General features: G+C 57.1%; 25 protein-coding genes and 1 tRNA gene. 11 read left to right on the top strand and 15 right to left on the bottom strand.

Features of this window, described 5'->3' with window-relative positions; translation table 11 throughout:
* Positions 1-54 precede the first annotated feature (54 nt).
* On the bottom strand, positions 55-567 hold the full coding sequence (locus IFT53_RS04045; RefSeq protein ID WP_192063248.1) for an A24 family peptidase: 513 nt from the start codon (positions 565-567) through the stop codon (positions 55-57).
* Positions 568-660: 93 nt separating this feature from the next.
* Positions 661-840: a Flp family type IVb pilin gene (locus IFT53_RS04040; RefSeq protein ID WP_192063249.1), complete on the bottom strand. Its 180-nt coding sequence runs from the start codon at positions 838-840 to the stop codon at positions 661-663.
* 469 nt (positions 841-1309) lie between these two features.
* On the opposite strand from IFT53_RS04040, the gene IFT53_RS04035 reads away from it, so the two are divergent.
* The gene (locus IFT53_RS04035; protein WP_244656214.1) at positions 1310-1678 is read left to right on the top strand and encodes a pilus assembly protein N-terminal domain-containing protein; all 369 of its coding nucleotides are present in this window, start codon (positions 1310-1312) and stop codon (positions 1676-1678) included.
* A 170-nt stretch (positions 1679-1848) separates the two neighbouring features.
* Here the strand turns inward: IFT53_RS04035 and IFT53_RS04030 are convergent.
* The 4 genes from IFT53_RS04030 to IFT53_RS04015 form a co-directional block, all read right to left on the bottom strand.
* Positions 1849-1935: transfer RNA gene (locus tag IFT53_RS04030), tRNA-Leu, on the bottom strand.
* A 149-nt stretch (positions 1936-2084) separates the two neighbouring features.
* Positions 2085-2396, bottom strand: a complete 312-nt coding sequence (locus tag IFT53_RS04025; RefSeq protein WP_192063251.1) for a SelT/SelW/SelH family protein — start codon at positions 2394-2396, stop codon at positions 2085-2087.
* A 72-nt stretch (positions 2397-2468) separates the two neighbouring features.
* Complete coding sequence (locus IFT53_RS04020; RefSeq protein ID WP_192063252.1) at positions 2469-2987, bottom strand: GNAT family N-acetyltransferase; 519 nt, start codon at positions 2985-2987, stop codon at positions 2469-2471.
* Positions 2988-3005: 18 nt separating this feature from the next.
* Entirely contained in the window at positions 3006-3581 is a 576-nt protein-coding gene (locus tag IFT53_RS04015; RefSeq protein ID WP_192063253.1) for a helix-turn-helix domain-containing protein, read from the bottom strand.
* Between the two features lie 148 nt (positions 3582-3729).
* Here IFT53_RS04015 and lepA point away from each other — a divergent pair, with 148 nt between their 5' ends.
* On the top strand, positions 3730-5568 hold the full coding sequence (gene lepA, locus IFT53_RS04010) for a translation elongation factor 4 (protein WP_042616306.1): 1839 nt from the start codon (positions 3730-3732) through the stop codon (positions 5566-5568).
* Between the two features lie 63 nt (positions 5569-5631).
* Here lepA and IFT53_RS04005 read toward each other — a convergent pair whose 3' ends face one another.
* Both IFT53_RS04005 and IFT53_RS04000 read right to left on the bottom strand, forming a co-directional pair.
* Positions 5632-5940 carry a hypothetical protein gene (locus tag IFT53_RS04005; protein WP_192063254.1) on the bottom strand — a complete coding sequence of 103 codons (309 nt, stop codon included), beginning with the start codon at positions 5938-5940 and terminating at the stop codon, positions 5632-5634.
* Between the two features lie 70 nt (positions 5941-6010).
* Entirely contained in the window at positions 6011-7438 is a 1428-nt protein-coding gene (locus IFT53_RS04000) for an aminotransferase-like domain-containing protein (protein ID WP_192063255.1), read from the bottom strand.
* 106 nt (positions 7439-7544) lie between these two features.
* On the opposite strand from IFT53_RS04000, the gene IFT53_RS03995 reads away from it, so the two are divergent.
* Positions 7545-8408 (top strand): DMT family transporter, encoded by an 864-nt coding sequence (locus IFT53_RS03995; protein WP_192063256.1) that lies wholly within the window; start codon positions 7545-7547, stop codon positions 8406-8408.
* A 9-nt stretch (positions 8409-8417) separates the two neighbouring features.
* Here IFT53_RS03995 and IFT53_RS03990 read toward each other — a convergent pair whose 3' ends face one another.
* The 3 genes from IFT53_RS03990 to IFT53_RS03980 all read right to left on the bottom strand — a co-directional run bounded on the left by IFT53_RS03990 (position 8418) and on the right by IFT53_RS03980 (position 13484).
* Complete coding sequence (locus tag IFT53_RS03990; protein ID WP_042616310.1) at positions 8418-9500, bottom strand: glycoside hydrolase family 25 protein; 1083 nt, start codon at positions 9498-9500, stop codon at positions 8418-8420.
* A 223-nt stretch (positions 9501-9723) separates the two neighbouring features.
* Positions 9724-12240 (bottom strand): methyl-accepting chemotaxis protein, encoded by a 2517-nt coding sequence (locus tag IFT53_RS23685; protein ID WP_244656189.1) that lies wholly within the window; start codon positions 12238-12240, stop codon positions 9724-9726.
* A gap of 176 nt (positions 12241-12416) precedes the next feature.
* Positions 12417-13484, bottom strand: a complete 1068-nt coding sequence (locus tag IFT53_RS03980; protein ID WP_192063257.1) for an alpha/beta hydrolase family protein — start codon at positions 13482-13484, stop codon at positions 12417-12419.
* Positions 13485-13627: 143 nt separating this feature from the next.
* On the opposite strand from IFT53_RS03980, the gene IFT53_RS03975 reads away from it, so the two are divergent.
* A complete protein-coding gene (locus IFT53_RS03975; protein WP_192063258.1) occupies positions 13628-14716 on the top strand; it encodes a helix-turn-helix domain-containing protein in 1089 nt (362 codons plus the stop codon).
* An 18-nt stretch (positions 14717-14734) separates the two neighbouring features.
* Here IFT53_RS03975 and IFT53_RS03970 read toward each other — a convergent pair whose 3' ends face one another.
* Positions 14735-15838: a TRAP transporter substrate-binding protein gene (locus tag IFT53_RS03970; protein ID WP_192063259.1), complete on the bottom strand. Its 1104-nt coding sequence runs from the start codon at positions 15836-15838 to the stop codon at positions 14735-14737.
* 342 nt (positions 15839-16180) lie between these two features.
* On the opposite strand from IFT53_RS03970, the gene mbfA reads away from it, so the two are divergent.
* Positions 16181-17164: an iron exporter MbfA gene (mbfA, locus tag IFT53_RS03965; RefSeq protein WP_192063260.1), complete on the top strand. Its 984-nt coding sequence runs from the start codon at positions 16181-16183 to the stop codon at positions 17162-17164.
* Positions 17165-17209: 45 nt separating this feature from the next.
* Here mbfA and IFT53_RS03960 read toward each other — a convergent pair whose 3' ends face one another.
* Positions 17210-17608, bottom strand: a complete 399-nt coding sequence (locus tag IFT53_RS03960) for a RidA family protein (protein WP_192063261.1) — start codon at positions 17606-17608, stop codon at positions 17210-17212.
* A gap of 200 nt (positions 17609-17808) precedes the next feature.
* Between IFT53_RS03960 and IFT53_RS03955 the strand changes: the two genes are divergently transcribed.
* A complete protein-coding gene (locus tag IFT53_RS03955; protein WP_192063262.1) occupies positions 17809-18402 on the top strand; it encodes a TetR/AcrR family transcriptional regulator in 594 nt (197 codons plus the stop codon).
* A 16-nt stretch (positions 18403-18418) separates the two neighbouring features.
* Here the strand turns inward: IFT53_RS03955 and IFT53_RS03950 are convergent, their stop codons facing one another.
* Both IFT53_RS03950 and IFT53_RS03945 read right to left on the bottom strand, forming a co-directional pair.
* The gene (locus IFT53_RS03950) at positions 18419-19033 is read right to left on the bottom strand and encodes a transglutaminase-like cysteine peptidase (protein ID WP_042616317.1); all 615 of its coding nucleotides are present in this window, start codon (positions 19031-19033) and stop codon (positions 18419-18421) included.
* 98 nt (positions 19034-19131) lie between these two features.
* A complete protein-coding gene (locus IFT53_RS03945; protein WP_192063263.1) occupies positions 19132-19941 on the bottom strand; it encodes an alpha/beta hydrolase in 810 nt (269 codons plus the stop codon).
* Between the two features lie 186 nt (positions 19942-20127).
* On the opposite strand from IFT53_RS03945, the gene infC reads away from it, so the two are divergent.
* The 5 genes from infC (at position 20128) to pheS (ending at position 23697) form a co-directional block, all read left to right on the top strand.
* Positions 20128-20664 carry a translation initiation factor IF-3 gene (gene infC / locus IFT53_RS03940; protein ID WP_342365783.1) on the top strand — a complete coding sequence of 179 codons (537 nt, stop codon included), beginning with the start codon at positions 20128-20130 and terminating at the stop codon, positions 20662-20664.
* Between the two features lie 262 nt (positions 20665-20926).
* Positions 20927-21130, top strand: a complete 204-nt coding sequence (gene rpmI, locus IFT53_RS03935; protein WP_042616318.1) for a 50S ribosomal protein L35 — start codon at positions 20927-20929, stop codon at positions 21128-21130.
* Positions 21131-21170: 40 nt separating this feature from the next.
* Positions 21171-21575 carry a 50S ribosomal protein L20 gene (rplT, locus tag IFT53_RS03930; RefSeq protein WP_192063265.1) on the top strand — a complete coding sequence of 135 codons (405 nt, stop codon included), beginning with the start codon at positions 21171-21173 and terminating at the stop codon, positions 21573-21575.
* A 170-nt stretch (positions 21576-21745) separates the two neighbouring features.
* Positions 21746-22594: a serine/threonine protein phosphatase gene (locus tag IFT53_RS03925; protein WP_192063266.1), complete on the top strand. Its 849-nt coding sequence runs from the start codon at positions 21746-21748 to the stop codon at positions 22592-22594.
* Between the two features lie 20 nt (positions 22595-22614).
* Complete coding sequence (gene pheS, locus IFT53_RS03920) at positions 22615-23697, top strand: phenylalanine--tRNA ligase subunit alpha (RefSeq protein ID WP_042616321.1); 1083 nt, start codon at positions 22615-22617, stop codon at positions 23695-23697.
* Position 23698 lies beyond the last annotated feature (1 nt).

The raw sequence follows: 23698 nt of genomic DNA, 5'->3' as shown, positions 1-23698 counted from the left end.
TGTCGTGCTGTGGTTAATGAGATTTAAACGCTAGCACTGCTGGAAGTCGTAAGACTACATCATCGCCTGCATGGCAAGTTGCACGATTGGCGCTTCTGGGTAGGTCAAAAGACCAGCCGCTGCAATCGCGATGCCGTATGGGACTTTTTTGGCGACAAGAAGAGAGTCTGGAACTCGCAGACCGATCACCATGATTTCCTGAGAACGTGAACGTAACAGCAAGATGCCGATTGTCAGCAGGCCCCCGATGACTGCAACAGACAGCAAGTAGGCTGCGAGGGAGGTATTGAAGCCGAACCAGATTGAAGACGCCGTGAGCAATTTGGCATCTCCACCACCCATGGTGTTCAAGGCGAAAAGCGCAAAACACACGAGGAAGACGACGAGGCCCGCCAGCAAGCTCATTCCGAAGGTTTGTAAGTCCATGCCCGATAGCGGCGCAGCGATGCAAAAGGACCCGATGAGAATCGCCGAAACGCGATTCGGTATCGTCATTGTAATCAGGTCATTAAGCGCCGCGAACGCAAGGCACAGCGGAAGTATCAGAAATATTGACGCGACAACCATGAAACTTCGCTCCGAATGGATAGCGCGGCAATGTTCTCAAAGATATACGCTACGCCCAATCGGCGCAGCGCAAATTACATCCTAGGTGAATGATCAGGTCGGGATATTTTCTTCGAGGCGATCACTTATGCTCTCGAACATGGCGCCAAGCTGTGTTCCGACTGCACCTGCGCCAGCGATAATAGCGACGGAAATCAACGCTGCGATCAGGCCGTATTCGATGGCGGTCGCGCCGGACTCGTCTTTCATGAAGCGAGCGAAAATCTTTGTCATGCGGGTTCTCCTAAACTCTTCAATTATTGTTCAGCACGCCGACAACTGTTTTCCGTTGTTCGGTTCCAGCCAAACTAGCGAGGGTACATTTCTAACCACTTAAAAAAACTGCTTAAGAAAAGATTAAGCGAGGGTCACGTGGAGCATAGTAAACAATAGATCAAAGTAGAATCTCAATATTTATACATCGCTGAAAGCCTTTATTCTTGCGGAAAACACGCTTCAATTGCCTCTCAAATAGCGTTTCAATGTGACGCATACCGGGTTTCAAAATGGGGCATGCCCCATAGTGGTGCAAGAAACTGGACGCGCGAAGCTTTGCGCCTATGCCATAATGGGATTGCGATTTAACGCTTCATTCACCAATCCCGCGCATGGTGATTTCATGACTATAGCGCGCCCGCTCCAATCAAGGCTGTCCCGACCCATGCTGTCCATTTCCACGGCACGAATCGCTGTAACCTTGGCTATGGTCATCACATCCTCGACGGCAGTCCTCTCAGCCGATGGCGATATGCTGCGTGTTTCCATGAATCACGCCCGCGTGCTGAAGCTGGATAGGCCCGTGAGCAAAGTCATTATCGGCAACTCCAAAGTCGCGGATGCCACGGTTGCGGACGCAACGACCATCGTGCTGACCGGCCGCAGCTTCGGCACCACCAACCTGGTCCTGCTGGATAGTGACGGAAATGCTATTGTCGATGAGCGCGTGCTCGTTTCCATCGATGAAGGAAACACTGTCCGCGTCTTCCGCCAGACGGCACGCACGGTCTTGTCCTGCACACCGAACTGCGAAGAGCATTCGCCCACTGAAGGCGGCACGGCCAGCGGCCAATAACACTTCTGAAGATATCAATGCGCTACGGGCATAGCTGAAAACGTCAGCCTCGCCAGCGCATGTCCGTGCTTTCGAAACCCGAAAACGCGCAAATCCGCCTGCGCCCGAAGGCGTGATTTTCACTGCGAATTTTTGCTAAGTTGTTGATCTGGCTAAGATCAAAAATGGAATGGTGCCCAGAAGAGGACTCGAACCTCCACACCCTTTCGAGTACCAGCACCTGAAGCTGGCGCGTCTACCAATTCCGCCATCTGGGCGACGAGGAGCCATGTACGGGGGCAGCCGTCTGGTGTCAACAGACATTTTCAAGTTTTGTGACGATCATTGATTTTTAAGCGAAAAAAACGACATCAGCGTGTGGGAGTTCAACGCCAAGCCGCCTTCATCTCTGAAGCCGGCTTGAGAATCAGCTATCAATCCCTTCATTCGGGGCTCTGTCGAAATGACCGAGGTCCCGGTTCGGGTCGATCATATCGCGAACGCGCTGTTTGAGATCCTTAGGGCCGGGAAAACCGCCATCGCGCTTGCGCTCCCATATAACATCTTCGCCAACCAGAATTTCGAAGCGGCCACCGGTTGCCGGAACCAGCGCTACCTCTGAAAGGCTGTCTGCGAATGTGTGCAGCAGTTCCTGCGCCATCCACGCGGAGCGCAGGAGCCAGTTGCACTGGGTGCAGTAGATGATGGCAATGCGTGGTTTTGGGGCGGCGTCTTGCATCGTATCCTCATATCTGCGGAAAGGCGTGAAAAGCATGTTTCGCCAGCCGGTGCAGATTTGCAAGTGTGTGGGCTAGCCGATCCGCTTGAAAAACAGGGTTGTGCCGCAGTAGCGACCATCGGGAAACAGCGCATAATCGGGAATGACGCCAACGCGCTGCCAGCCGAACCTTGGATAGATGGCTTCCGCATCGCTGCCGGTGGCGGTGTCCAGAACCAGAAGGGTTCGGCCACGCCTGGCCGCTTCGGCTTCCACATGGTCCATCAGCTTGCGGGAAAGACCGAGGCCTCTTGCTGAACGATGCACGAGAAGCTTCATCAGATCGCCCCGGTGCGGTTGGTTGGGCTTTGATGCGAGCCCGACCTGAACGGTGCCGACGATTTTGCCATCCACCTGCGCGGTAACGTGGATGATCTCACCTCGGTCCACGGCGTCAGCCACGCCGCGCCAATAGGCCTCCGCATCATGGGGCGAGAAGGGCAGCATGAAGCCAACGGACGCGCCGCCATTGACGCAATCGGAGAGAATTTCGCAGAGCTCTGGCAACACGGCCAGTGTTTCCTGCTTGGTCAATGTGCGGATGAGGGTCATTCGTAACTCCTGAAGATGTCAGCGCTTGCGCTGGTCCAGCACCACGGCATAGCGCGCAACTGTATCGGATGGATTGTGGAACATGTGTCCTTCGCCGACGGGCATGAACAGGCAATCGCCCGGCCCCATCTGGTGCACCTCGCCGCCGGTCGTCATCTCCAGGGCGCCTTCCAGCAGCCAGACATATTGCACCATGCCCCGGCTTGCCGTGTGCGGCGGGAAGGTTACTTTGGCATGCGGCGGAAACTCCACTTCAACGATATCGACATCGGAACCATTAAGGGGAGGGGAGATGGCGCGTCTGATATAGCCGGTATCAGGATCTTGCCATGTCGGCTGGTCCTGCCGTTTGACGAGTGGTGACGCGGCGCCTTCATCCTGCGCAAAGAAGCCGGATAGCGAAAGCCCGAAGGCCGCGCAGATGCGCGCAAGAAGCGCAGCCGTCGGGCTGGCTTCCGCCCTCTCTATCCGAGAAATCATCGCCCGGCTGACGCCAGATGTGGAGGCGAGCTGGTCAAGCGTCAGATTGCGCTGTTGGCGCAAATGCTTGATGCGCTCCGCAATGGACCGCTCTATGTCATTGTGATTTTCCATTATATAAGAATATAATTCTCTCAAGGTGGAGTCAAGGCGCCCCCGGAGAATGGACACTCAAAAGTCTTCTGGCGTTGCGATCGTTAAAAAGCCGAACTTTAAAGGCGTTTCGCCAAATTCCCGCTTTTCCAGCGCAAGAGCCCCTGCTATAGCGCGGGGCATGAGCACAAATTCGACCCGCACCCCGCTTGACCATATCCGCAACTTTTCCATCGTTGCCCATATCGATCATGGCAAATCCACGCTTGCAGACCGGTTGATCCAGTCCACGGGCGGCCTTGCCGAACGCGATATGTCCGAGCAGGTGCTCGACAACATGGATATCGAGCGCGAGCGCGGCATCACCATCAAGGCACAGACCGTGCGCCTGCATTACAAGGCGAATAACGGCGAAACCTATGTCCTGAACCTCATCGACACCCCCGGCCACGTTGACTTTGCCTATGAAGTCTCGCGCTCGCTCTCTGCCTGTGAAGGTTCGCTTCTGGTGGTGGATGCGTCCCAGGGCGTTGAAGCGCAGACATTGGCCAACGTCTATCAGGCCATCGATAATGATCACGAGATCGTCACCGTTCTGAACAAGATCGATTTGCCTGCGGCAGAGCCAGACCGCATTCGTGAACAGATCGAAGAAGTCATCGGCATCGACGCATCCCAGGCCGTTTTGATTTCGGCCAAGACCGGCCTCGGCATTCCCGATGTTCTGGAAGCCATCGTTCACCAGTTGCCGCCGCCGAAGAGCGAGCTTGGCGAAAAGGGCCCGTTGAAGGCTCTGCTGGTAGATAGCTGGTACGACACCTATCTCGGCGTCATGGTTCTGGTTCGCGTTCTCGATGGCGTGCTGACCAAGGGCCAGACCATCCGCATGATGGGCACCGATGCCAAGTATCAGGTGGAGCGCGTTGGCGTTCTCACCCCAAAAATGGTGGCGGTCGATAGCCTCGGCCCGGGTGAAATCGGTTTCATCACCGGTTCCATCAAGGAAGTGGCCGATACCCGCGTTGGCGATACCATTACCGAAGACAAGCGCCCGACGGCGCAGGCACTGCCGGGCTTCAAGCCTGCCCAGCCTGTGGTGTTCTGTGGCCTCTTCCCGGTTGATGCTGCGGACTTCGAAGATCTGCGCGCTGCCATGGGCAAGCTTCGCCTCAACGACGCTTCTTTCTCGTTTGAGATGGAATCCTCTGCGGCGCTCGGCTTTGGTTTCCGCTGCGGCTTCTTGGGCCTTCTGCATCTGGAAATCATTCAGGAACGTCTGGAGCGCGAGTTCGATCTCGACCTCATCGCAACAGCGCCGTCTGTGGTCTACCAGCTGACCATGACCGATGGCTCTGAGCGCGAGTTGCACAATCCGGCTGACATGCCTGATGTCGTCAAGATTTCGGAAATCCGCGAACCCTGGATCAAGGCGACCATTCTGACGCCGGACGATTATCTCGGTGGTATCCTGAAACTCTGTCAGGATCGTCGCGGCATTCAGACGGAACTGACCTATGTCGGCAAGCGCGCCATGCTCACCTATGAGCTGCCGCTCAACGAAGTCGTGTTCGATTTCTACGACCGCCTGAAGTCCATTTCCAAGGGTTATGCCTCGTTCGATTACCATCTGGATGGTTATCGCGAAGGCAACCTCGTCAAGATGTCGATCATGGTCAATGGCGAGCCGGTGGACGCTCTCTCTATGCTCGTGCACCGCACCGCAGCTGACAAGCGCGGCCGTGACATGTGCGAGAAGCTGAAAGACCTGATCCCACGCCACATGTTCAAGATCCCCATTCAGGCAGCCATCGGCGGTAACGTCATTGCGCGTGAAACGATCTCGGCCATGCGCAAGGACGTGACGGCCAAGTGCTACGGCGGCGATGCCACCCGTAAGCGCAAACTTCTGGACAAGCAGAAGGAAGGCAAGAAGCGCATGCGCCAGTTCGGCAAGGTGGACATTCCACAGGAAGCCTTCATTGCCGCGCTGAAGATGAGCGACGATTGATCACGAAAAAACCGCTTGAGCCAAGGCCAAGCGGTTTTTCTTTTTCACCAATATGGTGTCAGCTTATGGCTGCGTCTGCGTGCCGCCAGTGTTTGGCGATGCTGGCGCTGTGGTGTTTGGCGCAGCCGGTGTCATCGGTGCCGGTGCTGGCTCGTTGGCCGCTGGCGCTGTTGTCGATGAGGTCGTCGTTGCGTCTGTCGTCGCCGGCGCGCTCATCTGCATCCATATGAAGCCACCGATCAGCAGCACGGCGATAATGGCAATCCACGGCATAAAGCCGGGCGATTTGCGTGCGGCTTCTGGCGTGGTGCGCAGTTCAGGGCGATCTGGACGAAGGTTCGGATCGCGTGGCAGGTTTGGATCGATTGACATGCTCGTTTCTCCTCTACTATGCCGAGAAAACAAGCAGTCTCGTATTTTGTTCCCGAAACATGAGAAAAGCTTAATATTCTGACGCGGACGATTTCCCTGCGGTCAGGGATCGACGCAGAATATTGGCGAGATCAGGGCTGGCGCATTGCGAGACATTGAAGCGCATAAAGCCTGCTGCGCCGGGTGATTGGGTAAAGATTTGCCCCGGTGCCAGAACCATATTGTGGGTCAGCGCATGGCGGGCAACCTGCGCCGCATCGACACCTGTTGGTAACGTGCACCACACAAAGATACCGGCCTGCGGCAGCATCCAGGGGGTGATGCCAAGTTCGCCAAGGGTGTGGATCGTCGCGATCCTCGCGCGCGAAAGCTGTAGTTTCAGCCCATCCATGTGGCGGCGGTATTGCACATCCTTCAAGGCAGCGTAGACAAGGGCTTCCGAAAGCTGGCTGCCGGAAAAGTTGGCTGCAATTTTCAGATCCGTCAGCGGCTCAATCCAGTCCTTGGGCGCTGCGATATAGCCGCAGCGCACGGATGCAGACAGGGTCTTGGAAAAGCTGCCGATTTGGACCACGCGGTTCAAGCCGTCGAAGGTGGCAAGGCGCGGCGCTCTCTGCTCCTCGAAATCGGCAAAAATGTCATCTTCGATGATGGTGAGGTTGGCCCGTTCGGCCAGCATCAACACGCGATGGGCCGTTACGGGCGATAGGCATGCGCCGGTTGGATTGTGAATGCCAGACGTTGTGATGTAAAGCCGGGGTTTGTGTTCACTCAAAGCCTGCTCGAACAGCGCCACGTCCGGCCCGGTGGGCGTGTAGGGAACGCCGATGACCTTGACCCGGTGGGCGCGCAGCAACGCATGGAAATTGAAATAACAGGGGTCATCGACCAGCACGGTCTGTCCGGGCTCAAGCAGAAAGCGGCACAGGAGATCAATCGCTTGCGTGCCGGAATCGACGAGAATGATCTGCCCCGTGCTTGCATGCAGGCCCTGCTCGGCAAAACGCCGCGAAAGAAACTGGCGCATGGGCAAAAGCCCGAGCGGGGTGGCGTAATCCGTAAGATGCTGCAGCTCACCGCGCGAAAGAGTGCGCATGGCGCGACGCAGCACATCCTGCGGCATCCAGTCGGCGGGCATCCAGCCGCAACCGGGTTTCGCCACATCAGCCCCGCCATCCAGCGCCAATCGAGACACCCAGAAAGGATCAACCGCCCGGTCGAGTTTGGGACCGATTTCAGCAAGAGACAGAGGCGCAAGGGCGCTTGCGACATAAAAGCCCGAGCCGGGGCGGGAACGGATCGCACCTTCCGCCACCAGGCGTTCATACGCCTCGACCACGGTTGAGGTGGAAACCTGCATGAGCTTTGCAAAGCTGCGCACCGATGGCAACTTTGCACCGGTCGGCAGGCTGCGTGCCGCAATGCGGCGTCTGATCTCACGCATCACCGCTTCGATGCGCGGCGCGGAGCCATCGGCTTTCAAGGCTGATCCGTCCATCCGTATTGCTCCACCTACCATAACGGTTTGTTTCAACTGTACCGCACTGTTGCTGGTGTCGCTAGCCATGTTCACGCATAGCGTTGACCTGAAACGGAGTGATGCAATGAACAAGACATCAAGCGGCTGGTGGAGCGGGTTTATCGGCGTGGTCATTTTTAGCGGTTCTCTGCCGGCCACGCGCATGGCGGTGACGGGTTTCGATCCAGCCTTTCTCACGCTCGCCCGGGCCAGCATCGCGGGGCTTCTGGCTTTGGCCTTACTGACGGTCTTTCAAGAGAAGCGCCCGGCACGCCGCGATATCATGCCTCTGGCAATTGTTGCGCTGGGCGTCATCGTCGGGTTTCCGCTGTTGACGGCGCTTGCGCTGAAGCACATCACCTCTGCCCACTCCATCATCTTCGTCGGCCTTCTGCCGCTTGCCACAGCCATCTTTGCCGTGCTGCGTGGCGGGGAGCGGCCCCGTCTGGCCTTCTGGCTGTTTTCCGGCCTCGGCAGCAGTCTGGTCGCCGGGTTTGCGCTTGGTCAGGATGCGGCCATGTCGTGGAGAGGCGATCTCTTGATGTTGAGCGCCATCGTCGTTTGCGGGCTGGGTTATGCGGAAGGGGCCGCGCTGTCGCGAAGGCTGGGCGGTTGGCAGGTCATTTCCTGGGCGCTCGTTCTGTCGCTGCCCCTCATGCTGCCCTTGGCAGTGCTCACCATGCCAACGCACTGGGGTGATATCGCAGCTGATGCGTGGGGCGGCCTGTTTTATGTGTCGCTGTTCAGCATGCTGATTGGTTTCATCTTCTGGTATCGCGGTCTGGCGCTAGGTGGCATCGCCGCCGTGGGGCAATTGCAGTTGCTGCAACCGTTCTTCGGCCTCACGCTGGCCGCGACACTTCTGGGCGAGCCTGTGAGTGTGGCGATGCTGGCCGTCACACTCGGTGTCGTTGCCTGTGTGGCGGGCGCGAAGCGATTTTCGAGATAGGTCCTGACCCTAGCCGTTGCCGCCTTGCGATGACCAGCGTTCCCAAGACTTCTCGTTGCCGCTGAAGACGTTCAGGTCGATCTTGCCATCAACGCCCTGGGACAGGCCCGAGCCGGAATATTGCCAGAACAGCCACTTGCGACCCGGATAGACCTTAGAAGGATGCTGGGCCACCGCCCGCAGCCAGAAGGGGTAATCCAGGAACTCGCCGGACAGGTGGTCCTTGTAGAAATCAGGTGCGGTGTAAATGATCGGGCGCTTGCCATAGTGGCGCTCCAGCATGTCCATGAAGACCTGCATCTTTTCCAGCACCTTGGCGCGGGGCAGCCGCATCTTGCAGCTGGATTCGCCGTTATATTCCACATCGATGACCGGAGGCAGCGCATCCGGGTCGCGTGGTACGTTGCGAATGAACCATTCCGCCTGGTGGCTTGCGGCGCGGCACCAGTAGAAGAAGTGGTAAGCACCCCGTTTGACCCCTGCCGCCTTGGCACGGTTCCAGTTGGTCTTGAACATTGGGTCCAGATGGTCGCCGCCATCGGTCGCCTTGATGAAGGCGAAGTTGCCACCGCGGGATCTCAACCGTTCCCAGTCAATATTGGCCTGCCAACGGGACACATCCACGCCGTGCACAGGATAGTGCCGTGGGGTGACGCTGCCGAAATTGATCGGCTTCGCATCACTGAAATTGGAACGGAAGAGGCGCGAACGCACCGCAGGTCCCGAACTGATGGCGGGCGCTGCCGCCATGGCCATCTGCACCGGGCGCTCATTGGGTAGGGCGACCCCGGCTTGCGGCGCCATGGGTCGGTTCATTTCCGGCATAGGAGTCTGGTGATCGACAGCCGCAAAGGCCGGCGAGCCAGACGGCACGGGCCCACCCCAGGCCAGAACCTTCTGGGATGGTTCCGCACGAAGGGGAGCCTGCGTCTGGCCAACGCTTGCCTGAGGCACGGGCGCCGAAGGCGTCACGGAACTTGTAGTTTCCCGGGAAGGAATACCCGCCATTAGGCCTTCTGGCCCGGTACTGGATGTACAGGCTGTGAGGGATAGGCAGGCTAGAACAAAAGCTGGCACTGTCGATCGATGCATGAGAACCCGTACGCAAAACAAGGGGCAAAACGCAAAGCGCGCATGCCCGGGACCATCAAAAAATTATCACTAACGACAAATTATCAAAAAAGGCTGAATCCAATCTTTACGATCGGGAAATGTCTTGAGGCGCTATCCGTTTTTGCCACTTTGACCGGGTCTGCCAGAACGCAAAACGCGCGGACGATTTCGCCCGCGCGTTCTGGTGTCAAACAATATTGGCTTAAGCTGCGAAGCGTTTGCCCTGGCTGCCGCTCTGGTTGGACTCCAGGCGGAACTGCGCCAGCAGCGTGAGCAACTGATCGGTTTCTTCGTTCAACTGCTCGCTCGCTGCGCTGGTTTCTTCCACCATCGCCGCGTTCTGCTGGGTCAAGAGATCCACTTCGCCGACGGAGCTGTTGATCTGCTGCATGGCCACAGACTGATCCTGCGTCGCCTGCGTGATCTGTCCGACCTGATCGCTGACATTGGCAATCTGCGTGCCGATATGGGCCAGTGCTTCACCTGTCTTGGCGACGAGGCTGGAGCCTGCGGCGACTTCGCTGGATGAAACGGCAATCAGTTCACGGATTTCCTTGGCCGCAGCGGCGGACCGTTGCGCCAGTTCCCGCACCTCATGGGCAACCACGGCAAAGCCCTTTCCGGCTTCCCCGGCGCGCGCGGCTTCCACACCGGCGTTGAGCGCCAGCAGGTTGGTCTGGAACGAGATGGAATCGATGACTTCGGTGATATTGCCGATGGTCTGCGATGCATTTTCGATCCGCTGCATGGCGTCAACCGCATTGCGCACGATAACAAGCGATTCCTCGGTGTTGCGACGGGTCTTGTCGACAATGCCATTGGCTTCGCGGGCGCGTTCAACCGCATTGCGCATGTTGGAGTTGACCTCGTCTACAGACGCTGCCGTCTCTTCAAGCGATGCGGCCTGACGTTCCGTGCGGCGCGCAAGGTCAACTGCGGATTCCGACATCTGCTGGGCGTTGCCGCGAATGGCAGCAACGTTTTCAGCAATACCGCCAATCGTGTCGCGCAGGCGCAGCATGGAGCGGTTGAAGTCAACACGCAATTGCTCCAGACGATCGTTGAAAGGCGTATCGATCGTGGTGGAGATATCTCCTGCAGACAGCCGCTCGAGGCCGCCGGCCAGCGCGCTGACGGCAAACTGAATCTGGCGGTCGAGTTCCCTGCGCTCGGTTTCGTTGGCATGGCGCTGAGCTTCGGCAGAGGCACGCTGCTCCTGCGTGGAAGCCTCAAGCCGGATACGCTCCTCAGCATTTTCCTTGAACACTTCCAGTGCCCGTGCCATGTCGCCGATTTCGTCGTAGCGGTTCTTGGCCTCCAGCGGAATGTCCATGTCACCCTTGGCCAGACGCTTCATGGCGCCAACAATGCCAAGGATTGGGCCCTTGAAGGTCATGACTAGGCCGATGCCCGCAAAAATCGCGACGAGAACGCCGATGACCATGGCAGAAAGCGAAATGCCATCCGCCTTGCTACGCTCTGTATCGGCGGCACTGCGCTGCTTTTCAGCAAATGTCGTCAGGCTGGTCCAGACGCGGCCAATTTCTTCTTCCGCCATGCTGAAAGCGACCTTGCGCTGCTGCGAGATCGCAAGAAGCTGGGTCGCGGAGCCGTCCAGCTTCGTTGCCAGGCCGTCGATGGTTTTGGCGCTCTTGCGCGTGGCGTCTGACATCTTGTCGTCGCCGGACATGGAGCCGGTGGACACATTCAGACGGAAAGCTGCATCACGGAATGTCTCGAGCTTTTTCTTGCTGGGTGCCGCCACATAGCCGGCCATCTCCAATTCGAGGTTCTTTGCGTCCTCGGCGATCTGGCGAGCATTGGCCAGGAAGCCTGATGCCTGCTCGAGCGGCTGGTCCAGCTTGCCAAACACCTCTGTCGCTTGACGTGATCGGAGGCTCGCAAAGCCCTGAAGACGAATGGTGGCTGGCCGCATGAGGTTGACCACGCGCTCGATGGCACCAACGGTGGTCTCATTGACGACACCAATATCCAGCTGCGCGCGGATTTGCTTCACGCCGTCGGCCAACTGCTCCATGATCATTTTCTGATCGGCGGTCGCCATGCCGACGAGTTCCTTGACGGTGCCTTCCAGCGTTCCGATCGCGGCCTTGATGGCGGCGGTCTTTTCCTCTGGCACGGTCGTCTTGTTGAAATCGGTAACGACAGTCGCGATGACATTGGCGCCGCGGTTCAGCTTGTCGGCTTCGCGCAACATCTGCTTGGCTTTCGCCTCATCCGACTGCAACGTGCTTCTGATGTTTGTGGCATTGGCCAGAACACCGTTCAACTCCCGCGTCATAGTCGCGAGGTCAGCGTTCATGCTTGCCCGCAGGGCCTGTTCCTGGCCGTGGCTGGTCCATAATTCATCGACCTGCTTGTCGATAATTCTTGTGCGCTCGACGGCATCTTTTATCTCTGCGGAGCTGCCATCTTCGGCCGCGCGCAGAAAATTGGCCTGTTCAGCCAGCTGGCGGTGCAGGGCAGACCGTGTTTCCTCATTGGTATTGCTGAGAAACGAAGTCATGCCGCCATAGACTTCCTTGAATCCTGTCAAGGATTGCAGAATCGTGTTCGAAACATCCATGCGGCTTTGAAGCAGGTTTGATGCGTATAAACCCGAAAGGCCAACTGCAAGAATACTTGCCACAAATGGTGCGATGAAGACGATGACTTTGGTTTGTATCTTAAACCGCGCCAACATATTATCGATGATCATTAACTTTCCCCAAGGCCCGTTTTTGAACCAGCGTCTCTTTCTTTCGGTGAGATCGCCGTGCCACAACTTTTGCAGGCGAGGTTTGAAAAAACCATTAATATCTATGGGTTTAGCTTTGCGTCATTAAGGCCGGTGGAATGTACCGGTCTTAATGACGGGCAATATTTTTGCTGCTCTTAAGGCTGGCTGCTCAGAGATGTCTTGAAGGCTCCGACGATCATCTTGACCAGTTCGCCGTGAATATCGCCACGCTCTCGCGGACCGGATGGCGTGCAGATCGGATCAATCTCGCCAACCGATTTGAGAAACTCTTGAGCGCCCGGCTTGCAGATCGGCAAGAAGCTGAAGTGGTCGGAACCGTTCACCTGCGCATAGGTGCCATCTGGCACATCCTTGGCCAGTTGATCTGATAGGACCGACACGGGGACAGTGCCGACGCTGCCCAGATTGATGAAGGTCAGCGGTATCTTGATGTCGTGAAGGCTCTCTTTCGTGAAGGCGACCTCAAGGCCAGGATCGACCAGAACGGCGGTGCGGATGCGTCGATCGTGGTTCGATTGCTCGAACCGGACTTTATCGACGCTGCGCAAATCCAATGGCGGCACAGTGATAGCCTCGCCGTTTTTATAGCCACGGCCACCTGAAAACCATGTGCAATCCATGGACTGGGCATAATCGACACAATATTGCACATAGGCGTCGAGATTGGCGCGAGCTCCGGCCAGTTCCAGCGCGGCACTGCCACCCAGTGAAAAGCCCATGACCCCGATGCGATTGGCATCGGTGGAAGGTGACCATTCGGGATTGGTGGTCAGTGATGTGATGATGGTGGAGAGATCATCCGTGCGCTCCCAGATCTTCGGCGTATGTTCAGGTGTGGAATCGCCGCTTGTGGTGCCGGGATGGTCAGGCGCTGCGACGATAAAGCCCGCTTTCGCAAGCGCGGTGGCAATCCAGGCCATGGTGGTGCCGCGTGCACCGGAGCCATGCGAAAGAAGCACCAATGGAAGGTGTCCCGGCTGAATGGCAGCATCTTTCAGAGCCATCGCCCCATCGAAAAGCCTGTTTTCGCCAACACGGACGGCCTCGCCCTTTCCGTCAGATGGGTACCAGACCGTCACCGCAATATCCTTGCCGCGAAGCGGTGAGGGGATGGCGATGTCGCGGACGCCGACATCTTCGCTTGCGTAAGCGGAGGATAGGAAAAGAGTGGATAGCAAGAGTGAAGAGAGCAGGGAGCGCATAAAAAGCCTCATGGGTTGGATCGACGAGGCTGGTCTCGACCCATCCCACTTTTTTCACGCCCTGAAACACGTTTGAGGTCGTCCGTAAACACGATTCAGTTCATGTAGGACGCATTATAGGTTCATAATCCGGATCACCCATCGTGCTTTTCATTCCCTTGCCTTTTGTCGTTTCGCTTTTGTTGTTCCTGATGTTGTTCTCAATTGTTCGCGGCAGTGGAGGGGGCAAGGCCAACCGCCCGTTTCTGGCGCTCATCGCGCTCAGTGCGGTGCAATCGGGTCTGCTTGGGCTGCGTTGGGGTTATCAAGTGGAGTGGCTGAGATTTGTCTTGCCGGTCATGGCATCGCTCTTGCCACCCTTGGCCTATGCCAGTTTTCGAAGCCTGATGAATGAATGGCGGCTGAAAAGCGCGGCAAATATCGCCAGTCTCGTCACGCCATCTCTCGTCATTTTTCTGGTGATGTTGCTTTACCCGGTTGCTATCGATTACGTTCTCATTGCCCTTTTTGTCGGCTACGCTGTTGCCATCGTGCTGCTTGGCAGACGTGGCCCCGACGGGCTGGAGGAGGCGCAGTTTGCAAGCGTTGCATCGGTGCACCGCGCGCTCCTTCTCGCCGCTGCCGCTCTTTGCATGTCAGCGACCTTCGATGTTCTCGTCCTGCTCGATTTCCAGTGGGCACGCGGCCAAAATATTGGCGTCATCGTCGGCAATGGCAACCTACTGGTCCTCCTCATGATCGGCCTCACCGCATGGGTTGCGGGCAACAGCAAACCCGAGAAGCTGGCAGGTGGTGCGCCGGAAGGCGGCGTACAGGCGGATGCCGCGTCCGTCAGTGCGACGACCGAAGATCACGAGATCATGGCACGGCTGGAGGCCTTGATGGTGCGGCAGAAAGTTTACCGCGACGAGAACCTCAATCTGTCGCGTCTGGCCCGCAAGCTGGCCTTGCCCAGCCGCCAGATTTCCCAGGCCATCAACCGCGCCACGGGTGGCAATGTCTCGCAATATATCAACCAGCTACGGATCAGCGATGCCTGCCGCCTGCTGGAGGAGACAGAGCAATCCGTGACCGCTATCATGCTGGACTGCGGTTTCCAGACCAAATCCAATTTCAACCGGGAATTTCGCCGCATCACCGGCATGAGCCCGCTGGCTTGGCGGGAGCGTCAGGTTTGGAAGCTTGTTGCGTCCAATAAAAAAGGCCACGCGCCGGAGCGCGTGGCCTCTTAGATCTTGGCTGACGGATGATTAAAGCGTGCCGTTACGCTGCTGGATCATCATATAGGTGTCATAGGTGTATTCGGAGATCTGAGCCCAGAGGTAAGCGTCCTTCTTGAACGCCTGCTGGCTCTCGTAGATCTTCTTGAAGTTCTCATTGACCGAAGAAAGCTCGGCGTAGGTTTCCAGCGCCGCCTTGTGGCAGACATCCAGAATTTCCTGGCTGAATGGACGCAGGATAGCGCCTTGCGCGACCAGTTCCTTCAGAGCCTTTGGGTTGCGGGCGTCATAACGCTCCAGCATCGAGGCGCTGCCAGCCGCGCAGGCATCTTTGAGAATGCGCTTGTAGTTTTCAGGCAGGCTGTTGAATTTCTCGAGGTTCACGAAGGCGTGGCAGGCGGGGCCACCTTCCCACCATGCTGGATAGTAGTAGTATTTCGCAACCTTGTAGAAGCCGAGCTTCTGGTCGTCGTAAGGACCGACAAATTCCGTCGCGTCGATCGTGCCTTTTTCCAGCGCCGCATAGACATCGCCGGCAGCAATCTGCTGCGGGGTAACGCCGACCTTCTTCATGACCTGGCCCGTCAGGCCAGCAATGCGCATCTTCAGGCCCTTCAGATCATCGATCGTGTTGATTTCCTTGCGGAACCAACCGCCCATCTGCGCGCCGGTGTTGCCGAGCAGAATGGAATAGATGTTATGCTTGGCCAGGAACTCGTTCATCAGCTCGTTGCCACCGGCCTGGTTGAACCAGGCATTGGTCTGGCGGGCATTGAGGCCGAAAGGAATGGATGTGCCGAGTGCAAAGGTCGGGTCCTTGCCGACATAATAATAGGAGCAGGTGTGGGCCATTTCGACCGTGCCTGATGTGACCGCATCTGCTGCCTGAAGTGCAGGCACGATTTCGCCGCCAGCAAAATGCTGAATGACGAAGTTGCCGCCGGATGCTTCCTTCACATGATCCGCAACGATCTGGCCAGCGCCGAACAGAATGTCCAGTCCCTTGGTGAAGGACGAGGTCATGCGCCAGTTGATCTTGGGATTTTCCTGCGCGATAGCAGGGGCTGCGAGAGCGGTTGCGGTAACGCCAGCGCCAACGGCACCAGCCCGGCGGATAAATGATCTGCGATCCATTGTGATTCAAGCCTTGAATGTAGCACTATAGGCGAACCGCATGGTACGCCTCCCGTCAACTAATAACCATGTCCGCAAGCAGCCTTCAAGACATTGTTGTAGCAAATGCGGCATCCTGTCGGCTTTTCTAATGCACGTCAGCCGAGCTTGCTTGCCTCCGAAGTCAGTCTCTCCGGATGTCGAAACAACGTTGCGCGCAATTGCCGGTCAAACCGTCTGGGTGGTCAGCGAAGGTTCTAAGTGGGCGATCACGCTGCGACGATCAAATTAGAATAATTCTAATTTCGCTTGCGCGTCCCTCGCTACGGGTATATTTAGAATCATTCTAAGGAGAGCCTTATCATGTTGCGCAGCCTGTTTCCCCGCTCAAAGCGTCCATTTGCATCCCTAACCGAGCAGGAAATTCTTGCCCTAGCGATATCGTCTGAGGAAGACGATGCGCGGATTTATCGGTCCTATGCCGATCACCTGCGGGCGCAGTTTCCTCAATCAGCCAAGGTCTTTGCGGATATGGCAGAGGTGGAGCAGGCGCACCGCAACATGCTGATCGGCATGCATCAGGATCGCTTCGGCGAGTTCATTCCCCTCATTCGCCGGGAACATGTCAGCGGCTTTTATGAGCGCAAACCCGATTGGCTTGTGAAAAACCTGCCCTTGGAAAAAATCCGTGCGCAGGCGGAAGAGATGGAACAGCAGGCCATCCGGTTTTACGAGGAAGCCATCAAGCACGTTACAGACGCCTCCACTCGCAAGCTGCTGGGCGATCTGGCGGAGGCCGAGCGTGCGCATGAAGACATCGCCACCATGCTGGATGGCAAGCATTTGCCTGACGATGCGAAATCTGAGGAAGAACAGACCGCCAAGCGGCAGTTTCTGCTGACCTATATCCAGCCAGGTCTGGCGGGCCTGATGGATGGTTCCGTCTCCACGCTCGCCCCGATTTTCGCCGCCGCCTTTGCCACGCAGGATACCTGGCAGACCTTCCTCATCGGCCTTTCGGCATCCGTGGGCGCTGGTATTTCCATGGGCTTTACGGAAGCGGCCCATGATGATGGCAAGCTGTCCGGTCGTGGATCCCCGTTCAAGCGTGGCCTTGCCTCGGGCATCATGACCACCATTGGTGGCCTTGGCCACACGCTGCCCTATCTGATCTCGCATTTCTGGACTGCCACCGCTGTGGCCGCCATCATCGTCTTCGTGGAGCTGTGGGCCATCGCCTTCATCCAGAACCGCTATATGGAAACCCCGTTCATGCGGGCGGTGTTTCAGGTGGTGCTCGGCGGCTCCCTCGTGCTTGCCGCTGGCATCCTGATTGGCAACGGTTGACCAAGGGAGAGGGGTTGTGAAACCCCTCAACCCCGGTCGTCATGGTCAAGCCGCCAAGGGAACGCGCGCAATAACCTTGATTTCGAAATCGAACCCGGCCAGCCAGTTCACGCCGACCGCCGTCCAAGTAGGGTAGGGCTCTTCACTAAAGACGGCCTCCTTCACCGCCATGATCGTCGCCATTTGGCTTTCAGGGTCGGTGTGGAAGGTGGTGACATCGATGATGTCATCAAATGTTGCACCGGCAGCAGCGAGCACCGCTTTCAGATTGTCAAAGGCCAGTTGCACCTGCTTTGCGAAATCAGGCTCTGTTGACCCATCTTTACGGCTGCCAACCTGGCCTGAAACAAACAGCAGCTCGCCGGAGCGCACGGCGGCGGAATAGCCATGCTTTTCATAAAGCGCATGCCGGCGCGGTGGAAAAATAGCGTCTCGTTTACCCATTGTCGTGTTCCCTTGCGCAAGGCAGCCGCATCCATGCCCGCGCATCGCTGGATGCGACAGGCGCGGAGTGTGCGGGCTGGCGATTGATTGGCTTTACTCGGCGGAACGAAACTTGATATACGCTCCGTATGTTTAAATAATTCACATACGCGATGTATGTCAATAGACATACGTCGTGTATGTTAATGAGAGGCACGGACATGGCACCGAGAACGAGAGCGCAGATGGTTGAGGAAACCCGCGAAAGGCTCATCAGTGCGGCCCGGAAAGCCTTTGCGACCAAGGGCTATGCCGCCTCATCCATGGACGACATCACGGCAGAGGCCGGGCTTACGCGCGGCGCGCTCTATCACAATTTCGGTGACAAGAAGGGCCTGCTGCACGCCGTGATCGACCAGATCGACGCGGAAATGCTGGCGCGATTGCGCGTTGTGCAAGAGGGTGCGGAGACGCCGTGGCTGGGCTTGCTGTCTGAGAGCACGGCCTATATCGAAATGGCGCTTGAGCCCGAGATTCAGCGGGTGATGTTGCTGGATGGACCTGCGGTTCTCGGCGATCCCGCCAAATGGCCAAACCAGACGGCTTGCCTGAAGCGTATCGAAAATACAGTTCAGGCCCTGATTGGTGATGGAACGTTAAAATCCGTGGATGCCAGGGCGGCGACTTGGCTGCTGAATGGCGCGGTGCTGAATGCGGCCCTGTGGATTGCCGCTTCGGATGAACCCCGCGAAGCCTTTCCCAAGGCGGTGGACGCCTTTCGCCATCTGGCTTCGGGGCTTTTGGCCGAAAGCTAAAGGCAGTTCTGGCAGATTACCGAAGGGCGCCCACCAGCACGTCGCGGCCATCCTCGATGGAAACCCAGCGGCCTGTGTTGAACGAGGCCTGACGCTTCAGATAGGTGTAGTTGGTATCGGTCCACAGTTTGACGTCATCCGACAGGTTGTCGAGAATGAAGTCGCCATTGTTGGTGCGAAGGGTCAGCACGGCGTGACCCTCTCCATCAGGCTTGCGAACGACGGTGATCAAGAGATCGGACACGGCAAACCCCCGTTCAATCAGAGTCTTGCGCTTCAACAGTACGAAATCTTCGCAGTCACCGGCGGTCTTTGGATATTCCCAGACTTCATCCTTGCCGTAGACTTCCTGGTCCGTCATGGCGATGATGCGGGAATTGATGTCCTTGTTGACCTCGCGAATGACGTTCCAGCCATATTCCGTTACCCGTGGTGGCGGGGTCAGCTTGCTGCGAATGTCGCACTCGGACTGGTACTTCTGGCAGAACTCGTAATGACCGATGGGCTGGGACGTGATGCCTCCGGTGACCATGGCGGGGCTGCCCTTGTTTTCAGCCTGCGCAGAGGCCGCAGACATTAGTCCTGCCGCGACTGCGAACAGCAGAGCAAGCGCCCGAGGTGCGTTCTTCATGAAACCCGTCCCTTAAAATCTTAATGAAAAGTTAAGAGGCTACAGGGGCATGTGTCAATCGGAACTCACCATTCGTGAACGCTAGATGAATAATATGGTTAAGATCGGGGCTGCTGCCCATGCAGAGCGAGGCTTTTAGCCGCCGCTAGCATCCGTTCTATATCCTGTGGACGCGACAGGCGGTGGTCGCCATCGCGGATAAGGCTGAGCACGACATCATCGGCAGGTAGGTGCTCGAGCAGTTTGAGCGCGTGAGAATAGGGCACGTCCTCATCTTTCATCCCTTGTAGAATGTGAACAGGGCATCCCGTTTCTATGATGCCTTTCAGCACCAGATTGTTGCGCCCATCCTCGATCAGGTCGCGGGTAAAGATGTTGGGTTCGCTGCTGTATTCGGACGGTTCCTCGAAATAACCGCGTTCAACCAGAGACGCTTTTTCCGCATCCGACAGGTTGGGTTCTATCAGCTCGGCTGTGAAATCAGGTGCTGGCGCAATCAGGAGCAGGCCGTCGACCGCGGGACCGCCTGTCTGCTTGCGCAGTTCCTCGACCAATCGCAGGGCAATCCAGCCGCCCATGGAAGAGCCGACTGCCACAATGCGCTTGGGCGCCGTGTGGCGCAGCACGGCCATCGTTTCTTCAAGCCAGCGCGAAATCGTGCCCTTGTTGAAGTCACCCTTGGAGGCGCCGTGGCCCGAGTAATCCAAGCGTATACAGGCAAGCCCGTTCTCCTGCGCGAAACGGTCCAGTTCCACTGCCTTGGTGCCGGTCATGTCGGACCGGTAGCCGCCCAGCCAAACAAGTGCCGGAGTGTCATCCTGTGTTGCCGCAGGGCGTGAGAGTATAGCGATCTCGCGTGTGTCGCCGCCCGCGCCGACGGTGATGTATTCGATGGGTTGCTCAGTCATCTTGGCGTTATTCTCCTGCAATTTGATGGTTATGTAGTGCAGATTCGTAAAAAGCACGACAGGAGGTGATTTTTTTGCGCAGACATGCTATTGACTTCGCGGCGGCATTCACGACATTTCCGCCATTTGCACCGACAAGCTGGTTTTTGCCGACGCGATCCCGAAACAGATCAGGAGAATACGACCATTCGCAGACCGTTCAAAGCCGATGCCCCCGTCAAAGAGGGCCCGCGCTCCAACAGGGAAATTCGAATTCCCAAGATTCAGCTGATTGATGAAGAAGGCCAGAACCTTGGCGTCATGCCGACGGACCAGGCTCTGAAGATGGCGGAAGACGCCGGTCTCGATCTCGTTGAGATTTCGCCGAACGCCGAACCGCCCGTATGTAAGATTCTTGATCTTGGCAAGCTGAAGTACTCGACCCAGAAAAAAGCGGCCGAAGCGCGCAAGAAGCAGAAGATCGTTGAGGTCAAAGAAATCAAGATGCGGCCCAACATCGACACCCATGACTATGAGGTGAAGATGAAGGCTATGAACCGTTTCTTTGAAGAAGGCGACAAGGTAAAAGTGACGCTGAAGTTCCGTGGCCGCGAAATGGCCCACCAGGAACTCGGCATGAAGCTTCTGCTGCAGGTCAAGGAAGACACTGTGCTCATTGCCAAGGTTGAAGCCGAACCAAAGCTGGAAGGCCGTCAGATGATGATGGTGCTGGCGCCGAAGTAACTCGCTGACGTCTGGTTTCAGGCGTTTGGCAAAGCGTATCGTTTCAGATGCGCAAACATTCGATCCAGAGCGTGCTATTGGCGTCCATCCGGGCGCCTGGCGCTCAAACTGCAGGGAATTTATGATTCCCCGTTGCTCTTTTCTATAACTGCGGTTATAGGAGCGCGTCCGAACGGTCCGGCAGGGCATGCCGTGTCCGTTCCAGAATAGCTTGAAAGCAGGCTTCGTCTGCCTGTTTTCGATACAAGAATGGAGTAGCAAAATGCCCAAGATGAAGACGAAGTCCGCCGCGAAAAAGCGGTTCAAGATCACAGGCACCGGCAAGGTTCTCGCAGCCGCCGCCGGTAAGCGCCACGGCATGATCAAGCGGTCCAACAAGTTCATTCGCGACGCACGCGGAACGATGGTTCTGGCCGAGCCAGACGCCAAGAAGGTCGTCAAGAACTATCTGCCGAACGGTCTCTAAGACTTTTCCGCACTTTTGGACATTTTAAGGAGATCATGACATGGCACGCGTAAAACGTGGCGTAACTTCCCGCGCCAAGCACACTAAGACACTCAAGGCAGCCAAGGGCTTCTACGGCCGCCGCAAGAACACCATCCGCGCAGCCAAGGCTGCTGTGGATCGTTCCAAGCAGTACGCTTACCGCGACCGTAAGGTCAACAAGCGCAACTTCCGCGCTCTGTGGATCCAGCGTATCAACGCGGCAGTTCGCGAATTCGGCCTGACATACGGCCGCTTCATCGACGGCCTCAACAAGGCTGGCATTGAAGTTGACCGTAAGGTTCTGTCCGACATGGCAATTCATGAGCCAGCAGCATTCGGCGTTCTCGTCGAAAGCGCAAAGAAGGCTCTTGAGTACCTCAAGGACGCAGGTACCGCCAACGAGTTTGAAACCGCTGTAAAGTAATTACGGCGCGGACAAATTGTTGTTTATTTGAAACCCGCGCCGGGAACCGGTGCGGGTTTTTCTGTTTCTGGCGATTTTTGAGAGCAACTCCAGCAAAAATTGGGAGCCGGTGTTTCACCGGAAATGCTCCAAGCCGTAAAACGGGCAATGTTCCCGTGCACGAGTTTTGAATGCACCAAACCGCTGACCCTGATGAGAGAGCAAAAGGATTTCACATCCATCTTGAGGATGCGGATATTGCTGCCCTGATGCAGGCTCTTGTGGCCAGCGAAGGGCGGGTTCAAAAGCTGGAACTCTCTATCGGGTCTGTATGGATCAAGCGCCAAGGTGCAGAACTGCCCAGATGGTTGCTCCAGCTTCAAGCTGTTCTTGCATCCGCCTTGCCATACAAGTTCCTCAGGCCGTCCCCCACGCTGACGCCGGATTTAATGATGGCGCGTGAAAAGCGCCGGATGGGCGAATTTGGCAGTAGGGGTTTTCCTGTGCCCGAAATCATCTATCAGTCCGACACAGCTATAGTCCTCTCGGACGTCGGGCCAACTGTTCAGCGAACCCTCAGTGCGAAGCGCCGGAATGGCGAACCCGGTCATGATGAACTGGTTATCCAATGCGCTGCCGCAATCGGCGAACTCCATGCCGCCGGATTGTGTCATGGTCGCCCGCACGTGCGCGATTTCTTTCTGAGCCATGGCCGTATCGGCTTCATGGATTTCGAGGAAGAGCCGCAAGCGGTCATGCCGCTTGAAACCGCGCAGGCCCGCGATCTCTGGCTGCTGTTTCTGCCGCTGACAGACCTTGCCCAGAACGGCGAAATCACGCTCGATGCTGCCTATCAGGCATGGGCATCGCGTGCACCAAAGGCCGCAATCGCCGAATTGCAGCGACTGGTGGGCGTTCTCAGCCGTTTTTTGCCGCTGGCACGGTTGATTGGGAGCGTGCAGATGGGTAGTGATCTCCGACGCTTTATCGTGGCGACCGATTATCTGAAGAATGCTGTGAACCCGAAGCCGCAGGCATAAGCCCGGCGAGGCAGGAAAATATGACCGAACTTGATACGTTGAAATCGCAATTGATGTCGGAAATCGCGGGCGCCGCAGATGAGGCTTCCATCGAAGCCGTGCGGGTTTCCGCTCTGGGCAAGAAGGGCTCGGTCTCGGAGCTTTTGAAGACGCTGGGCGCCATGACGCCCGAAGAGCGCCAGACCCGTGGCGCGGCCATCAACCAGCTCAAGACCGAAGTGACGGATCTGATTTCAGCTCGTAAAACGGAGCTGAAAGACGCCGCCATCACGGCACGCCTTCAGGCGGAAACGCTGGATATCAGCCTGCCGGTTCGCCAGTCGCCCGCCGAGCGTGGCCGCATTCATCCGATCAGCCAGATCGTTGATGAGATCACCGCCATCTTCGCCGATATGGGCTTCTCCATTGCCGAAGGCCCGGATATCGAAACCGACTATTATAACTTCACGGCTCTGAATTTCCCTGAGGGACATCCGGCGCGCGAGATGCACGACACCTTCTTCTTCCCGCCGGATGAGAAGGGTGAGCGCAAGGTGCTGCGCACGCACACATCGCCAGTGCAGATCCGCACAATGGAAACCCAGAAACCGCCGATCCGCATCGTCATTCCCGGCAAGACCTATCGCCAGGACAGTGACGCCACCCATTCGCCCATGTTCCATCAGGTCGAGGGTCTGGTCATCGACAAGAAGGCGCATGTCGGCAATCTGCGCTGGGTTCTCGAAGAATTCTGCAAGACCTTTTTCGAAGTCGACAGCGTCGTCATGCGCTTCCGCCCGTCCTTCTTCCCCTTCACGGAGCCAAGCTTCGAAGTGGATATTCAGTGCGACCGCTCCGGGCCCATCGTCAAATTCGGCGAAGGCAAGGACTGGATGGAAATCCTCGGCTGCGGCATGGTCCACCCGAATGTTCTGCGCGCCGTTGGCCTGGACCCGGATGAGTATCAGGGCTTTGCCTGGGGCATGGGGCTGGACCGCATCGCCATGCTGAAATACGGCATGCCGGACCTGCGCGATTTCTTCAACGCCGACGTTCGCTGGATGAACCACTATGGCTTCCGCCCGCTCGACATGCCCACATTGTTCGGCGGTTTGAGCAGTTAAG

Origin of the sequence: Rhizobium sp. CFBP 13644, assembly GCF_014842165.1 — a bacterium.
Lineage (GTDB): Bacteria > Pseudomonadota > Alphaproteobacteria > Rhizobiales > Rhizobiaceae > Agrobacterium > Agrobacterium tumefaciens_C.
This window is presented reverse-complemented; position numbering and strand designations above follow the sequence as displayed.

Coding starts and splice junctions, on each gene's coding strand:
- IFT53_RS04045 (WP_192063248.1), bottom strand. CDS start 567: ATGGTTGTCGCGTCAATATTTCTGATACTTCCGCTGTGCCTTGCGTTC.
- IFT53_RS04040 (WP_192063249.1), bottom strand. CDS start 840: ATGACAAAGATTTTCGCTCGCTTCATGAAAGACGAGTCCGGCGCGACC.
- IFT53_RS04035 (WP_244656214.1), top strand. CDS start 1,310: ATGGTCATCACATCCTCGACGGCAGTCCTCTCAGCCGATGGCGATATG.
- IFT53_RS04025 (WP_192063251.1), bottom strand. CDS start 2,396: ATGCAAGACGCCGCCCCAAAACCACGCATTGCCATCATCTACTGCACC.
- IFT53_RS04020 (WP_192063252.1), bottom strand. CDS start 2,987: ATGACCCTCATCCGCACATTGACCAAGCAGGAAACACTGGCCGTGTTG.
- IFT53_RS04015 (WP_192063253.1), bottom strand. CDS start 3,581: ATGGAAAATCACAATGACATAGAGCGGTCCATTGCGGAGCGCATCAAG.
- IFT53_RS04005 (WP_192063254.1), bottom strand. CDS start 5,940: ATGTCAATCGATCCAAACCTGCCACGCGATCCGAACCTTCGTCCAGAT.
- IFT53_RS04000 (WP_192063255.1), bottom strand. CDS start 7,438: ATGGACGGATCAGCCTTGAAAGCCGATGGCTCCGCGCCGCGCATCGAA.
- IFT53_RS03995 (WP_192063256.1), top strand. CDS start 7,545: ATGAACAAGACATCAAGCGGCTGGTGGAGCGGGTTTATCGGCGTGGTC.
- IFT53_RS03990 (WP_042616310.1), bottom strand. CDS start 9,500: ATGCATCGATCGACAGTGCCAGCTTTTGTTCTAGCCTGCCTATCCCTC.
- IFT53_RS23685 (WP_244656189.1), bottom strand. CDS start 12,240: ATGATCATCGATAATATGTTGGCGCGGTTTAAGATACAAACCAAAGTC.
- IFT53_RS03980 (WP_192063257.1), bottom strand. CDS start 13,484: ATGCGCTCCCTGCTCTCTTCACTCTTGCTATCCACTCTTTTCCTATCC.
- IFT53_RS03970 (WP_192063259.1), bottom strand. CDS start 15,838: ATGGATCGCAGATCATTTATCCGCCGGGCTGGTGCCGTTGGCGCTGGC.
- mbfA (WP_192063260.1), top strand. CDS start 16,181: ATGTTGCGCAGCCTGTTTCCCCGCTCAAAGCGTCCATTTGCATCCCTA.
- IFT53_RS03960 (WP_192063261.1), bottom strand. CDS start 17,608: ATGGGTAAACGAGACGCTATTTTTCCACCGCGCCGGCATGCGCTTTAT.
- IFT53_RS03955 (WP_192063262.1), top strand. CDS start 17,809: ATGGCACCGAGAACGAGAGCGCAGATGGTTGAGGAAACCCGCGAAAGG.
- IFT53_RS03950 (WP_042616317.1), bottom strand. CDS start 19,033: ATGAAGAACGCACCTCGGGCGCTTGCTCTGCTGTTCGCAGTCGCGGCA.
- IFT53_RS03945 (WP_192063263.1), bottom strand. CDS start 19,941: ATGACTGAGCAACCCATCGAATACATCACCGTCGGCGCGGGCGGCGAC.
- rpmI (WP_042616318.1), top strand. CDS start 20,927: ATGCCCAAGATGAAGACGAAGTCCGCCGCGAAAAAGCGGTTCAAGATC.
- rplT (WP_192063265.1), top strand. CDS start 21,171: ATGGCACGCGTAAAACGTGGCGTAACTTCCCGCGCCAAGCACACTAAG.
- IFT53_RS03925 (WP_192063266.1), top strand. CDS start 21,746: ATGCACCAAACCGCTGACCCTGATGAGAGAGCAAAAGGATTTCACATC.
- pheS (WP_042616321.1), top strand. CDS start 22,615: ATGACCGAACTTGATACGTTGAAATCGCAATTGATGTCGGAAATCGCG.